General features: G+C 55.4%; 10 protein-coding genes. 8 read left to right on the top strand and 2 right to left on the bottom strand.

Annotated features, from left to right (window positions below; translation table 11 throughout):
• The gene (locus VKV18_RS11230; RefSeq protein WP_324204296.1) at positions 1 to 1,311 is read left to right on the top strand and encodes an ATP-binding protein; all 1,311 of its coding nucleotides are present in this window, start codon (positions 1 to 3) and stop codon (positions 1,309 to 1,311) included.
• On the opposite strand, the gene VKV18_RS11225 is transcribed toward VKV18_RS11230, so the two are convergent.
• Both VKV18_RS11225 and nfi read right to left on the bottom strand, forming a co-directional pair.
• Positions 1,261 to 4,494, bottom strand: coding sequence for a PD-(D/E)XK nuclease family protein (locus VKV18_RS11225; protein ID WP_324204295.1), 3,234 nt, complete (start codon positions 4,492 to 4,494; stop codon positions 1,261 to 1,263). The genes VKV18_RS11230 and VKV18_RS11225 overlap by 51 nt on opposite strands.
• Before the next feature lie 312 nt (positions 4,495 to 4,806).
• A complete protein-coding gene (nfi, locus tag VKV18_RS11220; protein ID WP_324204294.1) occupies positions 4,807 to 5,514 on the bottom strand; it encodes a deoxyribonuclease V in 708 nt (235 codons plus the stop codon).
• Positions 5,515 to 5,588: 74 nt separating this feature from the next.
• Between nfi and VKV18_RS11215 the strand changes: the two genes are divergently transcribed.
• The 7 genes from VKV18_RS11215 to VKV18_RS11185 all read left to right on the top strand — a co-directional run bounded on the left by VKV18_RS11215 (position 5,589) and on the right by VKV18_RS11185 (position 18,360).
• A complete protein-coding gene (locus tag VKV18_RS11215) occupies positions 5,589 to 6,767 on the top strand; it encodes a Gfo/Idh/MocA family oxidoreductase (protein ID WP_324204293.1) in 1,179 nt (392 codons plus the stop codon).
• Positions 6,768 to 6,886: 119 nt separating this feature from the next.
• Positions 6,887 to 10,066, top strand: coding sequence for a tetratricopeptide repeat protein (locus tag VKV18_RS11210; RefSeq protein WP_324204292.1), 3,180 nt, complete (start codon positions 6,887 to 6,889; stop codon positions 10,064 to 10,066).
• 81 nt (positions 10,067 to 10,147) lie between these two features.
• A complete protein-coding gene (locus VKV18_RS11205) occupies positions 10,148 to 10,462 on the top strand; it encodes a metalloregulator ArsR/SmtB family transcription factor (RefSeq protein WP_324204291.1) in 315 nt (104 codons plus the stop codon).
• A 91-nt stretch (positions 10,463 to 10,553) separates the two neighbouring features.
• The gene (locus VKV18_RS11200) at positions 10,554 to 12,134 is read left to right on the top strand and encodes an efflux RND transporter periplasmic adaptor subunit (protein ID WP_324204290.1); all 1,581 of its coding nucleotides are present in this window, start codon (positions 10,554 to 10,556) and stop codon (positions 12,132 to 12,134) included.
• Between the two features lie 5 nt (positions 12,135 to 12,139).
• Positions 12,140 to 15,529 carry an efflux RND transporter permease subunit gene (locus tag VKV18_RS11195; RefSeq protein ID WP_324204289.1) on the top strand — a complete coding sequence of 1,130 codons (3,390 nt, stop codon included), beginning with the start codon at positions 12,140 to 12,142 and terminating at the stop codon, positions 15,527 to 15,529.
• Between the two features lie 21 nt (positions 15,530 to 15,550).
• Positions 15,551 to 15,760, top strand: a complete 210-nt coding sequence (locus tag VKV18_RS11190) for a DUF2892 domain-containing protein (RefSeq protein ID WP_324204288.1) — start codon at positions 15,551 to 15,553, stop codon at positions 15,758 to 15,760.
• Positions 15,761 to 16,641: 881 nt separating this feature from the next.
• A complete protein-coding gene (locus tag VKV18_RS11185) occupies positions 16,642 to 18,360 on the top strand; it encodes a class I adenylate-forming enzyme family protein (RefSeq protein WP_324204287.1) in 1,719 nt (572 codons plus the stop codon).
• The last annotated feature ends 14 nt before the right edge of the window (positions 18,361 to 18,374 follow it).

Here is an 18,374-nt window from a genome sequence, read left to right as displayed (position 1 = left end):
ATGCTTTTTAACTCGATGCGATGGCGCATGACCCTCGTGTTTTCCGCGGCCACCGCCATTCTTTTGCTCATCGCCTGCTACGTTCTCATTCGCTACTCACGTATCGCCATGGAACGCAGTGCCGACATTCTCCTACAAACGGCAGCGAAAAAGGTACAGCACGAGCTAGCTCACCTACAGCCCAACGAGACCACCCTCTACGAGCTTACCGAACAGGAGCGTGACCTGACAGAAGAGAATATCGCCTTGCAAATGCTGAATTCGCACGGCAAACTTGTTTGGACCTCCACCTCGCAAATGCCGGTTTGGCCCTGGGGAGATCGGGATGATTGGCGAGGAACGTCGTTTCGCTTTGGCTCCGATACCATCGTCATCGGGCTGCCCTGGCTTAAGCACGAGCGCTCCCAAGAACGTTTAGCGCTAACCTTAATTGTATTGAGCCTCTTTATCTTCCTCGCTGTAACCGGTGGCGCGTGGCTTTTGGTGGGCCGTACGCTTTCGCCCATTGGTCGGTTGGCGGGACAAGCCCGTTCGGCATCGGTAGAGCGTATGCGCGTCCATCTCACAGCCCCCTCAAAAGACGTCGAGATCGTCGAGCTTGTGGCCACACTTAACGGCCTACTCGACCGCCTGGCCGAATCGGCGGCAGCTCGCGGGCGTTTCTATGCTGCCGTCTCTCATGAATTGCGAACGCCTCTCCAAGCGCTTTCCGGCCATCTGGAACTAGCCCTTCAGCGTCCACGCAGCGAGACAGAATATCGCGTCTACGTGGAAGAGGCGCTCACTCAAACACGGCGCCTCACGGCGCTGGTGCGCGATCTCCTGCTATTAAACCGCATCGAGATGGCCCCTACCCCCTCCGGCGAGGCTATTGACCTTGTGGAAATCTGTGAACGTCAACTTGCCCATTATGCCGCTTTGGCGGGCAAACGTCATCTTCAAATCCACTCGGAGCTTCCACCGTTTCTTGAGATCATTGCCCCTACCAACCACGCCGAGATGCTAGTGCGAAACTTGGTGGAAAATGCGATAAAATATGCGAAAGAAGGCGGCCAGGTGCGAATTACCCTGAAACCCGCCGCTCAAGGCGCCGAACTGGAGATTTTTAATGAGTGCACCCCTCTCGCCCCAAGCGAGTTGGAGCGTCTGACTGAACCCTTCTACCGGCCCGATAGCTCCCGAAACACGGCTACAGGCGGTAACGGACTAGGCCTCACCATCTGCAAAGCTCTCTCGGACGCGTGTGGCTGGAGCTTAAAACTAGGCTCCGCCCCCACCGGTTTCTTGTGCCGTGTCCTTTTCCCTTGTTGAGCCAACACTCGATCTCGGCACCACATCCATGCGGTATAACGGCTCGCCGTCATGGCCTTGAGGCGTCGTGCGGCAGATGTCAGAATAGGGGCAAAAACGGCAGTGTGCTCCTGGCGTCGCCGCTACATAGCCCTGCCGCATGGAGTTCACATGGCGAATTGCCGCTGCAACGGCCGCTTGCAGCATGGCTTCATACTGTTCGTCGTTTAACGGTTGCACCTGGTCTCCCTTCTCGCGCTCTGGGATCAGCTTGAATCGCCGAAACGCTACCCTGCTTGTACGAAAGAGGCGGGCACGCGCCTTTTGGGTGGCAGAATCTATGCACAGACCTCCAACCTGCATCCCAAAGAGACGCTCCAGGGCCAGCATCATCAGAGGCAGTCGAAGGGCTTTACCGCCGGTGATCTCTGGCCAAGACGGGGGCTGTGCCGTTGTATAGTCCATCAGGAAAACGACCTCTCCATCGGCATCTCTGTCTACTCGATCCACAACCCCATAAAGCTCAATCGGCTCGCCACCTTGTGGGTTTGGAATAACCAGTGGCCGGGATAAAGAGCTTGAATCGTACACTGCCGAATTCGCCTGCGACACACCGAATGCCAGATGAAAATGGAGCGGACGCAAGGGCAAACATCGGCTATAAAACTGCTCCTTCTCTGCAATGGTTTCTAAGATACGTATTAGACCTTGTCGCAAGAGGCGTTTGCGGTGCGGCGAAATGTCGGCTACGAGATTTTGAAGTTCGGTCTCCAACGCTCTCTCCAACACCTCTTGAATCGCCTGCCCATCCGTGGCCGACAACTCGGAGAAGGCACGGTATAGCACATCATGGAGCAGCCTCTCCTGCAGTAAAGCGAAGCTGGCTTGGATGCTTACCCGCAACTGCAAACGGTACTGCAGGAAGTAACGAAAGGGACAACGGGCATAGACTTCTAGCTCGGCGATCGAACAACGTTTCGTCTGCTCGCGCATCCATGCTCGTGTTGTCTCTTCCTCTACACGTGGTAGCGGGGGCAGAAACCGCGCTTCGGCAACAGCGCGCAAAAGCTCGCGCGCCGATGTATGCTCGACACATAACCGATTCACCATTTCGCGTATCTCGGCCCTCTGCTCCTCTGTTACGGCGGGGTCGAACAGGGGTAGGCAAAGGTTCAGAAGGCGGTCACGCCATGAACCGGTGTCCTCCGAGCGCGGAGCTACATCGGTCAAACGGCGCGATACCACACGCAACAACTCCGGGTTGGTAGCCAGCGCCTCCCTCACCTCATCCAGGTAGAAAGAGGGAAGGGTGTCCGCCTCGCCACTGCTTCGCGGATAGGAGAGAATAAGCCGCTCTGCAGGGGCTGTTACCGCTAAATAGAACAACAAGCGCTCTTCGTTCACACGTGCCTCACGTGGTGCTAAATAAAGACCTGTTTGTTCATACAACCGATAGCGCACGGCATCCGGCAAAAAAGGGTCTTCGGTAAGGCGGCGCGGAAATAGGCGTTCTAGAAGCCCCATTACCGCTACGACACGAGGCCGTCTTTGATGAACATCGTAAGGTTCAGAAATCCAGACCTGATCTTCTCCCAAGCCCACCACAATAGGGCTATTACGCCATGCGGTGATGAGTCTCTCGACAAAATCGCCAAAAGGCATTCGTTCTCGTTCGGTAAGCCGCATCATATCGGCCATAGAGTAAAGGGTCTCTATGGCCAAACGGTAAGCCTCCTGATCGCGTTTTTGCCGCGAAGGCTCGCCGAGTGCAATGGCCTCTGCAAAACCGAACTCCTCAAACAGAAGCTCAATCTCCTCGGCCATATCCTGAACGCTCTGTGCCTGTTGTAACCGCTCCGTCCGATTCAACATCGCCTCAAGCAGTCGGGCGGATGCCGATGAAGGCGCGAGAGCCGGCAGCAAAGCTTCCCACTCTTCTCTCCCTCGCCTTATCCCTCTCTCATGAGCAAGCAACCTTAGTCGCTCCACCTCTTCACGGGGCGTTTGGGTGTAAGAGGACTTGAAAAAGGCCAGCACGGCATCATGCGGCCAGTCGTGTCGCACCAGATCGAGAAAGGCGACGAGAACACGTATCAGTGGATTTTCGGCAACCGCCTCGCCGGCATAGGTGCCTATCGGAACGCCATAACGCTCAAAAACCGAGAAAAGAGTCGGAGCGTAGGCCTGGGCGTTGCGCACCACCACAGCAAAATCGCTCCACCGATACTCTCCAGTTTCGTGTAGACTTTGAAAGGTACGCGCCACCATCTCCGCCTCCATATAGACATCGGGGGCGTCGAACAGGAGAACAGGCTCCAGATTCGCACTTTCCAAAGGCTCAAAGCGCGAATCATGAAAAAGACGTTGACTTAACACATCCGCAATCGTCATCGGGGCCTGAGGGGAGCTAAGCAGCGTCTCACGACACAGAAAGTCGGCTTTTAATCGCCGGATAGTCGGCTCCGCGGGGGCAAAGAGCAGAGGTCGCTTGGGGTCGTAGAGCAGGGTTACCACAAACCGCATTTGTGGAAAGCACTCCGCCAGCGTCATCAGCAGGGCGCTTTGAGCCGGATAGAGGAAATAAAAGCCATCTAAGATGAGGGTATCGAAATCTGCTAACCAACGCACATGCCCCAACTGCAAGCGCTTCCTTGCCAGCAGCAACATGCCCTCGGCATCCTGTCGGTGATGTTGCAGCAAAAACCTCTCGTAGGCACCGTAGAGCCTTGCAAGCTCGAGAAGTTTATCTGTCTCGCGGGGATTTCCCGTCGCCTCTACGGCCATCGGCCCGATCTCTTGAATGTTTTGCGGTGAAAGCCCCGAAAGCTTCCACTCCCGAATCTGTTCAAGCAAGGCGGCAAGAAACCCCTCATAAAAACGCATGGGGTTGAGATAATCGTCCGGATAGAGCCACCTTTCGATGATGTCCTGTAGGAGCAGGCGCTGAAACGAGCGCCCCACCACCTCGACGCCGCCACCCTCCACCAGACGCCCGATGAACTCCTGCAGAGACATCACCGTGTTCGGCAATGCCTCCTCCCCTAAAAGCGTCAGGGCGCGCTCTGCCTGCACTTGGGTCGCCGTGATGAGAAGCGTGCGGGCCGGCTTGCGCTGATAAAGCCTTAGAGCATATAGCGTCTTGCCGGCGCCGGCGGGCCCAAGCACCAGTTCGAGAGAGGGCCTCATGGAACTTCGTTCATCCATTCCCGCATTGATCTCTCAAATAGGCACAGCCCGCAGATGTTTCGCCCTGCTGTGCAAACAAACAGATTCCTCCCTCCGTGTTCGGCCATCTTCTCTGCATAGCTTTTGATCTGCTCGGCATAAGCCGCATACCTCTATAGCTGACGATAGTATCCAATATTACTCAACCATCGTATCTGCCGATAAATCTCAGAGCGCTTGTCTTCTATAAGTTGCCGCAGCGCCGCGAAAGCCTCCTCTAAACTTAAATTCCCTCTCTCCTCCACTCCTGTCTCCCTACTCGAATGAGTAAAGCGACCGGGGATAAGAAGTTCAGACCAACGGTATCTCGCCCCGACGAAGGGCATTCACATAGAGATGCGCTTGCCGAGTGGGTTCAGGCAAACGGGTAGAACCTCTGCATTGAAGAATCAGTTGAATGGCGCTCGTTAGGTCTGCCCGATGCCCTACCGAGACATAGATCGGAGCCACGTTTTGTTGCAGACGAAGCGCCGCCCCCACCATCTCACCCCGATCCACAATCGGTTGCCAAGCACCAACCTGGTTTGGAACCGCATCATGATGCCCTACAAGCAGGCTTTTGGCCACCCCGATACTCGGCACATCCAATAGTAGCCCAAGATGGCACGCGATTCCAAATCGGCGTGGATGGGCGAGGCCTTGCCCATCCGCAATGAGAACATCGGGACGGGTAGAGAGCCGCTCCCAGGCTTCGAGGAGAGGAGGCGATTCCCGAAAAGAGAGAAGGCCGGGGATATAGGGAAACGGAGAGATGGTGCGAACCCCTACCCGCTCCTTCAGGGTAAGTTGGGGCAGTTCAAGTACCACAACGCCGGCAAAAACCGGTGTATCTGTGGAGGCATGGGCAGCAAAAGAGATGTCGCAGCCGGCCACCAGCTTAACCTTCTCGACGTCTAAAGGTTCCACACGGATTTCTTTGGCTAACTTTTTCTGTAGTTGAATAGCCTCTTGAGGCGTTAGGTCCCATGAGTGATGTATCATCGTCGCATTCTTGGGCATCGGTTCCTCGTTTTATTTCATAACAACGTGGTAGAATTCCTGCAGAAACTCGCCAGCGTACGAGGAAGGGCAAGATGCGAACCTACGGTGTTGGGATGGTGGGCTATGGGTTCATTGGGAAAGTGCATGCTCATGCCTATCTATCGTTACCCCTCTTTTACGATCCGTTACCGGCTAGGTTGCGTTTGGTGGGGGTTTGCACGGCCACCGAGGAGAGCGGGAAAAAGGCACAAGAGCAGACCGGTTTTCTGTTTGCGACACGCGATTACCAGGCCCTGTTGGAACGCAAGGATATTCAGATCATCAATATCTGTGCCCCCAATGATCTCCACTACCCTATTTTACGTGATGCCCTGAAGGCGGGCAAACACATCTATTGTGACAAGCCGCTGGCGCTCACAAAAGAGGAGGCCGAGGAGATCGTCGCCTTAGCACGCACCGTTCCCACCGTACAACAGATGACCTTCAACTATCGCTTTGTGCCGGCGATTCTACGGGCGCGACAGCTCGCCGAATCGGGGTTCTTAGGAGACCTGTTCGGTTTCCGCGTGGCTTATCTCCATGCGGGTTATATCTCTCCCCAGCGCCCTTATACCTGGCGCATGGATAAGGCACGAAGCGGCGGAGGTGCCGTCGCCGACTTAGGGGCGCATATTTTCGACCTCGTGCGATTCTTGGCAGGGCCTCCGCTTCCAGTAGGGCGTGCCGGAGAGTTTCAACGGGTTAGCGCCCGTCTGCAAACGGTGATTACCGAGCGGTTGGATGTAAGAAGCGGGCAGATGCGCAAAGTGGATGTGGACGATATCGCGCTCGTGCAGGCTCAGTTGGCAGGAGGCGCTTATGGAAGCTTGGAGGCCTCGCGTTTGGCAACCGGGGCGCAGGATGAGATTCGCCTGGAGCTTCATGGAAGTCGTGGCGCCTTGCGCTTTAATTTGATGGAACCCAACTGGCTCGATATCTACGATGCCACGCTGCCGGAAGAGGCTTTGGGGGGAAAGCGTGGCTTTCAGCGCATTGAATGTGTCTCGCGCTATCCCAAACCCTATGCCTTAGGTGTTACCAAAAACAGTGTAGGCTGGATACAGTTTCATATTCACAGCCTCTTCGACTTCGTGTCGAATGTCGCGCGCCATGAAGAGGGGCAGCCTCCCTCACCGCTCTCTCCTACATTCGAAGATGGCTTGGCGGCACAGCGAATCATCACGGCCTGCCAAAACTCCGATGAACGCGGCGGCATATGGGTAGAAATCTAGAGGCTAACCTTGTGACCTCTTGTAGAAATTCGCTTTGATAAGCTGAAGAGGTATATTAAATCAAAGAGTCTGTTCGGTTGTATCCTAAGCCTCTTCCTCGACAAAACGGCAGAGGATGGATGATGCAAGTTCCGTCTCACACACTGACATTTTTGTGTACTGACATTGAGAGCAGCACCAAACTGTGGGAGAGCGCCCCCGAGGCGATGCAGACGGCTCTCGCCCTTCACAATGCGCTCCTCCAAAATGTCATTTCGAAACATGAGGGGCATCTCTTCAAAATGATGGGCGATGGGGGGTTCGCCGCTTTTACCTCGGCCACTGAGGCGGTACATGCCGCCTTCGATTTTTTGAAAGCCCTCCCCACCCAAGAATGGCCTCCTGAAACCGGCCTCCTACGGGTGCGTGTTGCGCTACACAGTGGCACCGCCATGCAACAAGAGGAGGACTATTTGGGGCCGCCTCTTAACAAAACGAGCCGGCTTGTGGAAGTGGCACATGGCGGGCAGCTCATTCTTTCGGAGGCTACCAAAATTCTTGTGGAAGGTCACCTGCCGCCCGAATCCGATCTGCTCGATCTCGGCTGGCATCGGCTACGCGACCTGAAAGCACCAGAGCATATCTACCAGCTGATTCATCCGGAGTTGGAACGAGACTTTCCCCCCTTGCGCTCTCTTGCCGGAGGCTTTTACCCCAACAATCTGCCGTTTCAACTAAGCAGTTTCATCGGACGAGGGCGCGAGATCGAGGAGATCCGCAACCTGCTTGAAAGAGGACGCCTTGTGAGCTTGGTGGGAGTGGGTGGCAGCGGAAAAAGCCGATTAAGCCTTCAGGTGGCAGCAGAGATGCTTGAGCACTTTCCCGCCGGGGTCTGGTGGGTAGAGCTGGCCTCGGTACAAGAAGGAAACGGAGTGGCTTCTCAAATAGGGAGTGTGCTTGGGCTGCGCGAAACATCAACGGAGCCAATGGAGGAAGTCCTTCTGCGCTATCTGCGCAACAAGGCGCTGCTACTGGTTCTAGATAACTGCGAGCATCTCCTAGAGGCTGTAGGGAGATTGGTGAATCGAATCCTCCGCGAATGTGGGGAGATAAAGATACTGACAAGCAGTCGTGAGCGCTTGCACGTTATAGGCGAGCGCGTCTACCCCGTGTTGCCGTTGAGCCTGCCGTCGGCGAACGAGAGCTTAAGTCTGGCGGAAGTTGCGCACTATGAGGCTTTGGCGCTCTTCGTGGAACGTGCACAAAACGTGCTACCCGAGTTCCGAGTAGATGGCGAAAACCTAAAGGCTTTGGTGGAAGTCTGCCATAAGCTCGACGGCATTCCGCTGGCGTTGGAGTTGGCGGCCAGCCGTTTACGCGTGATCTCTTTACCGGAGCTTGCCCATCGCCTGGATGAACGTCTACGAATTTTGCGAGGGGGCATGCGCAGCGAGCTGAGCCGCCATAGAACCTTGAGCGCTACTTTAGACTGGAGCTACGAACTGCTATCCCATCGCGAACAGGAGCTGTTTTGCAGTTTAGGTGCATTTCGCGGAGGATGGAGCTTAGAGGCGCTAGAGCATATAGGAGAGGAAGCCCTCGGACTAGAGGCTTGGGAGGTGCTTGAGCCATTAGAAGGTTTGGTCGAGAAGTCGCTCTGTACGATGCGGCAGCGTAAGGGGGAAGTGCGCTATGGACTGCTGGAAACGGTTCGAGAGTATGCTGTGGAGAAACTTCGGGAACGAGGGCCGGAGTTTGAAAGCCGAGTTCGCCGGGCGCACGCGCACTACTACATGGACATTGTCAACGCCGCCCGCGCCGAACTTTTAAGTAACGAAGGAGCCTATTGGACCGAGCGGCTAACAGAGGAATGGGCAAACATAGAGGAGTCCTATACCTGGTACAGACGCCAACACGATTGGGAAGCCTGTCTGCGTCTGTGCGTTGCCCTAAGCGATTTCTGGCTTCTGAAAGGCCCTCTCCGAGAGGGGCTTGCCTGGTGTGAGGCCGCGTTAGAGAGCTATTCTGCTGAAGACTATCTCCATGGTAAAGGGCTGATATTGGCCGCGTTTTTGCGCTATCGGCTCGGAGACCTCGAACAGAGTCAAGCCTATACGGAAAAGCTATGGGAACTGGCCGAACACCTTCATCACGAGGAGCTACAGGGTTTTGCCCATCGCTTTAAGGGTTATTTCGCCTTTTTACAGAAAGACTATCCTGCCGCCGAAGCCCATTTCAAATCGGCATATGCCCATTTCCGTTCCATAGGAGATCGGATCAAAGAGGCCATTATGCTCACCGAGCTTTCCACAGTCCCCTATAATCTTGGCGACTTTGAAAGGGCGCAAGAGTATATCGAACAAGCCATCGCTCTGCATCGTGAATTGGACGATGAAATAAGCCTTTCTTACGATCTCTTCTGTCTTGGTCAGGTTCTACTACAACAAAAGAGTCAGTTTGAGCGTGCTCGTTCGCTCTTTGAAGAGGCTCTTGCGCTCGCTCGAACACACGGTTATGTGGGCAATCTGCCGCTCTATTTGAACGCCCTAGCCCATGTTTACCAAGAGCAGGGCGAATATGCCAAAGCGCTCGCTTTGGAGGAGGAAGCCCTCGCCATCGGTCGTAACATGGGCGAGCCCTGGAAAGAAGCGACCACTCTGGCCCAGCTCGGACGCCTAGCCTACTATCAGGGCGAGTATGAAAAGGCCAAGCAATACTTCGAGGAGGTTCTTCAGCTCTATCCTACTCCCGACGATATACCCTTTCTCCCCCATAGCGTGCTTGCAAACTTCGGCCTTGCCACCCTAGCCCTTCGAGAAAGGAACTATGAACAGGCCTATCAGATGTTCCAGCAACTCGTGGAATGGGGGCGCCAATACCATTTCCCCATAGCCATCTCCGCACCGCTAAGAAAGCTATCGCTACTCGCTCTATTGAACCATCAAGAGAAAACAGCCCGCGACTACTTAGACGAGGCCCTCACCGTGGCCAGAGAACACAAAGATGTAGACGAGATCGCCTACACCCTCCGGGCCTATGGGGTCTATAGGGCTTGGCAGGCACAACATGAGGGCTACTCAAAGGAACAGAGGGTTACTTTCGCAATTTGTGCAGCGCGCCTGATCGGCGGGGCGCATCGCATTCTGGAGGATACAAAGGTGAAAGTGTCGCCCTACGAGCTAACCGAGCAAGGCGAAGGCTGGCTTGCACAAGCGCGTGCGCTCTTGGGAGAGGATCGGTTTGAGGCCGCCTATAACGAAGGGCATGCCTGGAACATGGAACAGACGATCACGGCCGCCTTGGCAGAGTCGCGCCCATAAGAGGAGTTGGCGTAAGTGTGGAACCATCGCCAAAACATAGGCGTATAGCTATATAGCTAGCATCTATATAAGGGAAGCGGCATGGCAACAACAGAAACGAAAGACCAACTCATAGACCTGGAGACGCTTCAACGTGTGGCGCCTATCATCCGAAATGCCGCCCATCCGCTGCGTCTTCGCATTCTCGACTATCTTCAACACGCCGGCGGAGAGCGCAACGTAAGCCAAATCGTGGAGGCCGCAGAGGCAGAGCAGGCCGTGGTAAGCCAGCAACTGCGAATCCTCAAAGACCAAGGCATTCTCAGCGCACGCCGTGAGGGCACGAACGTCTACTATCGGATCGCCGATCCAAGCGTTCTGCTCTTGCTCGATTGCATCCGCCATCATAAAAAGTAGATGTTCCATGCACCTAGCCCAAACGGCTTGTAGGTGCTCATCCATCCCTCGCCCTGGAGATAGGATAGCGTAGTTTTTGGAGGCATTACATATGAATATAGATATATATCAACTTATCAGACATCGAGGTTTACAGACCATGACCGCATGGCAGCGAATCGGAACGCTGGGCAAACGACACAAAATCGTTTTGGTTGGCCTGCTTCTGCTCATCGGGTTGGTGGGCATGGTCTTTTGGCATGGACATAGCTCCTCCGCAGAGGCAGCCGACTCACAAAGCCACCCCGCAAGCAACACGGCGGCGCTTACCGTCCCCGTAGAGACGGTCGCCCTAACCACTTTGCCACAAACCATAGAGGTAACCGGTAACGTAAGCCCGGTTGTTCAGACGGATATTGCGCCCAAGATAACAGCACGCATTCTCTCCTTGCTTGTACATGAAGGAAGTCATGTGACGGCGGGAGAGGTGTTGGCGGTTTTGGATACCCGCGATCTCGATGCGAGTATCGCTCAAGCAGAAGCCGGTGTTCTCGCTGCCGAGGCGGCTTATCGAGGGGCGCAGATGGCCGAACAGATGGAAGGCAAGGTAGACAACGCTCAAATTGCGGCGGCACAAGCCCAGTTACGCGAAGCCCAAGCCGCCCTAGCAGCGGCTAAAGCAAAGCAACAGTTGGTGGATACCGGCCCACGCAAGCAGGAGCGTGCCCAAGCTGCTCTCGCAGTGACGCAAGCGAAAGCCCAACTCGTTCTTGCCGAACGAGATCTCCATCGCATGGCAGAGCTTTATAACGAAGGGGCTATCTCGGCCCAGCAGTACGATACTTACCAAAGCCGCTATGAGGTCGCCAAGGCACAATATGAGAGCGCTCTGCAACAACAGAGCCTCGTGAACGAGGGAAGCCGTTCCGAAGAAAAGCAGGCGGCGGCGGAGGCGGTACGCCAGGCACAGGCTGCCATACGTCGGGCGGAAGCCGGCCTTCGCGAAGCCGAAGCGGCCGCAGCGAAAGCGCAGGTGAGGCACGAACAGACGCAAAACGCTTTTGCCGCCTTACAACAGAGCCGCGTGGCGCTCCAGCTCGCCCGTATCACGCGCAGCTATGCGGTTCTACGTGCGCCTTTCGATGGCGTGATCACCCAAAAGCTAGCGGATGTTGGCACGATGGCTATGCCCGGCGTTCCCGTTCTTCGTGAGGAGGGCACACAGGATCGCTTAGAGTTGACCGTGCCGGAAAGCGCCTTACCCGCCGTCACCGTAGGAAAGCCCCTCGAGGTTCAGATAGATGCCTTAGGAAACAGGCACCTCATGGGCATTGTGACCGAGATCGCGCCGCAGGGTGACCCGAACAGCCATACCTTTACCGTGAAGGTGCTGCTGCCTGCAGATAGGAGTGTTCGTTCGGGAATGTTTGGCCGTGTGAAACTCCCTGTCGGCACGGAACGGCGTATGCTTGTACCGGCCGAAGCCGTTATGGAGCGAGAAGGACTTCACTACGTCTATGTTGTTGACCCCCAGAACGTGCTCCATCTGCGGTTGGTGACGCTAGGGCAGTCTTACGGAAAGAGCCTCGAGGTGCTTTCGGGGCTTAATCCGGGAGAGCGCATCGTCGCCGATGCTTCATCCCCAAAGCTACAGGATGGTTTGCAGATAAGACCTGCAGAGGAGGGTAGATAGACCAAATGGCCGACCATCATACCGAACATATCCACGAGGTTTCGGGCGAGCCAAAAGGGGGACATATGCCGCATCATCCAGACGGATCGGCTCATTCGCGCCTAGGGTTTGCCGGCAGGTTAGCCGCGGCTTTCGTCTCTTCCAAACTAACTCCACTCATTATTCTGGCATCGTTGCTTTTAGGCCTCCTCGCTGTGGTTCGCACGCCCAGAGAGGAGGAACCGCAAATTCATGTTCCCATGATAGATGTCATGGTTCAGATGCCCGGAGCCACGGCGAAAGAGGTGGAGCAACGGATAACAAACCCCCTGGAACGGGTGATTCACGATGTGCCGGGCGTCGAATATATCTACTCCACCTCAAGCCCAGGGCAGTCCTTGATCATTGTGCGTTTCTATGTGGGAGAAGACCCAGAGCAGAGCCTCGTGCGCTTGGAGGAAAAATTGCAGCCATATTACGATAGGCTGCCTCCGGGTGCGTCAAAGCCCATTCTGAAGATGCGCTCCATTGATGACGTGCCCATTTTAGCGCTGACGCTTCACGGTGCAAACTACAACTACTACACGCTTCGCCAGCTCGCCGAGCGGCTTCGGGATGCCATTAAACAGGTGCCCGACGTCTCTAATGTAGATATCATCGGTGGAGAGCCGCGTCAGGTAAGGGTTATTCTGAAGCCCGCGCGATTGGCGGCCTACGGCCTGACTCCTCTCGATGTAGCCAATGCACTTGAGGGAGCTAACGCCCAACAGCAATCAGGGTCGTTTGATAAGAATAACACCCAAATACTGTTGCGAACGGGCGACTTTCTTCGCAATGCCGAAGATGTGCAGAACGTGGTAGTGCGTAGTGTTGGCGGGCACCCCATCTTTGTGCGCGATGTGGCTCAAGTGGTCGAAGGGCCTTCGGAGCCACAAAACTATGTCTTTTTCGGCTATGGGCCGGCGACCGGTAAGAAAACCACATCGCTTCAAGAGGCCGTTACACTGGCCATATCGAAGCTGCCGGGCACCAACGCGGTAGATGTGGTACGGCGGGTCATGAATAAAGTAGACACCCTGAAAGGGGTCATCCTGCCATCCGACGTGCACATCACGGTTACGCGCGACTACGGCGCTACGGCCAACGAGAAGGCGATGGAACTGCTTTTTCACATGCTGATCGCCGTGGTTTCGGTTATGCTGTTGATAGCGTTGGCTTTGGGGTGGCGCGAGTCGCTGATCGTGGGTGTTGCCATTCCGGTAACGCTCGCCCTCACCCTGTTCATTTTCTATCTCTACGGCTATACCCTAAACCGCATCACCCTGTTTGCCCTGATCTTCTCAATCGGGATTCTTGTGGATGATGCCATTGTGGTTGTCGAAAACATGGTTCGGCACTTTCGCATGGAGCAGGGAAAGCCCTTCTCCCTAAGAGATGTGGCGATTCGCGCGGTAGACGAGGTTGGTAACCCCACCATTCTCGCTACGTTCGCCGTTATCGCAGCTATTTTGCCGATGGCTTTTGTTCGCGGGCTGATGGGCCCCTATATGCGCCCCATTCCGGTAGGGGCCTCTGCCGCCATGTTATTCTCTCTTGCTGTGGCCTTTATCGTTACGCCATGGGCTACCAATATCATTCTCGGCAGACACCATCAGCGCACCCAACCCACCACCCCACCAAGCGACCACCAGAAAAAGTCGCCGGACGATTGGACAACTCGGCTTTATCGGCGCGTGATGAAGCCGCTAATCCATTCGCCAAAAGCCCGTCGGCTCTTCTTCGGGGGCGTGGTCTTCCTGTTACTCGGCGCGATGTCGCTTATCGCTCTGAAGTTGGTGGTGGTAAAGATGTTGCCTTTCGACAACAAGAACGAATTTCAATTGATCGTAGATATGCCGAACGGCACCACTTTGGAGCAGACAACGGCGGCCACCAAGGCATTAGCCGACTATATCGCCACCGTGCCGGAGGTGGCCAACTACGAACTGTATGTGGGCACCGCCAGCCCCTACAACTTCAACGGCCTTGTACGGCATTACTATCTGAGAAACGCGGCCTATCAGGCCGACATCCAGGTGAACCTCGTGGATAAACAGCACCGAAAGCTACAAAGCCACGATATTGTAAAGCCCATTCGCCCCGAATTAGCCCGCATTGCAAAAGCCTGGGGAGTGCGGCTGAAGGTCGCCGAAGTTCCGCCCGGCCCGCCGGTACTCGAAACCTTGGTCGCCGAGGTCTACGGCCCCACCGATGCCGAGCGGACAGCTGTGGCGCGAGAGGTGAAACGGGTCTTTGAACAGACTCCGGATGTTACCGACGTAGACTGGTACCACGACGACGCACAACCAACCTATCAGATGATGGTAGACCGACAGAAGGCCGCGTTAGCCCATGTGGACGTGCAGACGGCCGTCAACGAACTGACGATGGCCTTACACGGAGAGGCGATAGGGTTGGCCCACGATCCAGAAGCACGCGAGGATGTGCCCATTTGGCTACAACTACCTCGTGGGGATCGCAGCGGTCTGAACCGCCTACAAAATCTCTATGTCCCCACCCAGGATGGGCGCAGCGTGCCGCTGAGCGAGTTGGTGCGAACGATAGAGGTACCCCCAGACGAGTCGATCTACCATAAAAACTTACTGCCGGTGGTCTACGTAACAGGCGATGTCACCGGACGGCTGGAAAGCCCGGTCTATGCCATTTTGGCGATGAACAAAAAGTTATCGCAATTGCGAATGCCGGATGGTACGCATCTCAACATACTCAGCATTCGACAGCCGAACAACACGAACCGTCTTTCTATGAAGTGGGACGGTGAGTGGCAGATAACCTATGAGGTCTTTCGCGATCTGGGACTTGCATTTGCCGTCGTTCTGATTCTCATCTACATTCTGATCGTGGGGTGGTTCCGGTCTTTCATCACGCCTTTTGTCATCATGGCGCCGATCCCCCTTACGCTTGTAGGCATCTTGCCGGCCCACGCATTGCTCGGGGCGTTCTTCACGGCCACCTCCATGATCGGTTTCATCGCGGGTGCCGGCATCATCGTGCGCAACTCGATTATTCTGGTGGACTTCATCGAGTTGCGCCTACGTCAGGGCTTTCCCTTAGAAGAGGCTGTCATTGAGGCCGGCGCCACACGTTTTCGCCCGATGCTTCTCACCGCAGCGGCGGTAATTGTCGGCTCGTTTGTCATTCTCTTCGATCCGATCTTTCAAGGGCTGGCCATCTCTCTCATGGCCGGTGAGATCGCCTCGACACTTCTCTCGCGCTTGGCGGTGCCTGTGCTCTATTACCTGGTGCGCCGCCGCAGTCGGGATTTAGACCGATTTGCTCCCTTCGGTCGGCCCGATCTCGATTCTGCAGGGGGGACGGTGGTAACCGCTCCCGCTACCGAAGTCCACTCACTCTAACACAGAAGGAGGAACGTTAAGATGACCGTTGAACGCTGGCTTCGCCTCATCGCAGGTGCCTTCGTAACGCTGAGTGTTGCGTTGGGCTACTGGGTAAGTCCCTGGTTTTACGCCTTCACGGCTTTTGTGGGGCTTAATCTGTTCCAATCGGCCTTTACAAACTGGTGCCCTATGGTTTGGCTCTTGCGGCGCCTTGGTGTGCAACCGTGCGTGCCCCTAGAAAGCAAGTAGATTCGGGTTAACTCCGCTTTCTAAAAAGGCGAGGGATAAGGGCTGCCAATCTCGCGGCTCTAGAAACAGTTCTGCAAAGCGTGCTTGTCTTGTTCGCCCCCTATCCCGACCTTTCCGTCTTGCAGACGGCGAAGCATCGGCCAGAGAGATAGCCGATGAAGGGAATAAAACAGGCAGCAAAGGCGCCGTCCGCTAGGACGCCCACCGCGAGGTGCCCCTCCCCCTGTAGGGGAGGGTGTCGGTCTTGCAGAGATGAAGTCACCTGTCATTTCTCGTGAGATAGACGCTTGTCATTTCGAGCCGTAGGCGGTTGTCATTTCGAGCCGTAGGCGAGAAATCTTAAGTCAATTCCTTCACGGCTCTAGAGGCAGTTCTGCAAAGCAAGCCTATCTCACTCGCCCCCTATCCCGGCCTTTCCCCCGATTCGGGAGAAAGGGGGCGGTCAAGGTTGGTTTCCGCAGGGAAGGTTATCATAAGGGACTGCCAATGAACTTACTGGTCTCCCCTCTCCCAAATTGGGTGAGGGGAGTGGGGGTGGGGGCTTGAAGAGCCGGGGATACGCCTGTTCTTTCGAGCCGAAGGCGGCTGTCATTTCGAGCCGAAGGCGAGAAATCTTAAGTCAATTCCTTCACGGCTCCAGAGCCAACCAGCAAAGCACGACGACCGTGCTACTTCCTACGAAACCCCCTCTGACGGAGAACTGCTATCCTTACTTTATAAGAAACACCCGTTTTCGGGGAATAATGGCTAGAAATCACATACCCTTTCCTTGCCGCTATTAAAAAGATAACAAATCGAGCAGGAATCGCGTTTCTAAAGATGAAGATACTTATAACAGCTTTCGGGTGCAACGAGGCAAACGAAAGCGAGGAGAATGGGTTATGCAGCTAGAGGAAGAAAGCGTCTTTCCCGAAACGCGACCCCTTATCTATCACGCCCGCTGCCTATCAAATCGACCTTGGGAGCAGCGCTACACGCCTTTTGATAGCGTCGGCCAGCTCCTTCAGACGCGGGCACACGAGCATGCAGCCGAGCGCTACTTGACCTTCTATGATGAGAGCGGACCGGTTGTCTCCTATACCTATGCCGAGTTCCTGCAACGCGCATCGCAGGTCGCTTCCCTTTTACAGAGCCTAGGTGTTACCGAGGGACATCGCGTCGCAACCCTTATGGCCAACGATCCCCGTACCGTGTTCCTCTATTTCGGCGCTTGGCTTCTCGGAGCTACAGTCGTTCCGCTCAACATAGGTTCAGAGGACGAACAACTTGGCTATATCCTCTCAAATGCCAAAGTGAAAGCGGTCTTCGCCTTTGACGATCAACTCTCTCGGGCACAACAGTTGTTGCCATCGAATGCCGTCTCTCATGCCCTCATCGCAACCGGCAGCAGCCACGGCCGTAATGGCATACCGTACTTTGAACAACTTCTCAACAACTATGCAACATCTCCCTCTCTACCCAGCCTATGCCCCGATACGGAGGCGCTGATCGTCTACACTTCAGGCACCACCGGCCCCCCAAAGGGCGTTATTCTCGACCACGCCAATCTTCTTGCGGATGCCTGCAGCATCGCCGAGTGGAACCGCTTCGGCCCTAACGATCGGGCCATCAACGTCCTTCCTATCCATCATGTAAACGGAACCGTAGTGACCCTTCTCACGCCACTCTATTCCGGCGGCAGCGTCGTGTTAAACCGCCGGTTTTACGCGCAGTCCTTCTGGAAAACGGTCGAAACAGAGGGATGTACCTGGAGCAGCGTGGTGCCTACCGTACTGGCCTTTCTCTGTGAGCGTAACGACGATATGAGCCAATACGATCTGTCTCGCTTCCGCCACATCCTTTGTGGGGCCGGCCCTCTCACCACCGAACTGGCGCGTCGCTTTGAAAGCCAGTTTCGCATCCCGCTCATTCATGGTTACGGCCTTTCCGAAACGACCTGCTACTCCTGCTTTTTACCCATCTCTCTGGACGAACCCACACGTCGTTACTGGCTCAGCGAATGTGGCTTCCCTTCCATTGGCTGCCCGCTTCCGGTAAATGAGATGGCCATTCACGACGCCAACGGCAACCCTCTGCCGCCCGGTGAGCGGGGAGAGATCGTCATTCGTGGGCATAACGTGATGCGCTGCTATTATGCCCGCCCAGAGGCCAATCGCGATACCTTTGCACATGGGTGGTTCCGCTCGGGCGATGAAGGGTTTTATCTTGTGGGTCAAGATGGTAATCCCTACTTCTTTATCACCGGCCGTATCAAAGAGCTGATCATCCGTGGTGGGGTGAACTACTCTCCCTTCGACATAGATGAGGTTCTTAACGCGATTCCGGGGGTGCGTGCTGCCATGGCCGTAGGCTTCGAGAACGACTATTATGGGGAAGAGATTGGGGCCTATGTGCAGCGTGAAGAGGGCAGCGATCTTACCGAAGAGGCCATCCTAGCCGCCTGTAGAAAGCGCCTGCCCTTTGAAAAATGCCCCAAAGTGGTGGTCTTCGGCGAGACTTTTCCGGTTACCTCTACCGGCAAATATCAAAGAAACAAGCTAAAGCCCTTGTTTGCCGCCTGGAAATCGGTACAATTTAGGGAAGAAAAGCATACGAACTAGGAGCGTGCCTCTCA

The sequence above is a fragment of the Chthonomonas sp. genome (assembly GCF_035294505.1).
GTDB lineage: Bacteria > Armatimonadota > Chthonomonadetes > Chthonomonadales > Chthonomonadaceae > Chthonomonas.
Note: the sequence above shows the minus strand (reverse complement) of the source record. Positions and strands in the feature narration are given on the sequence as shown.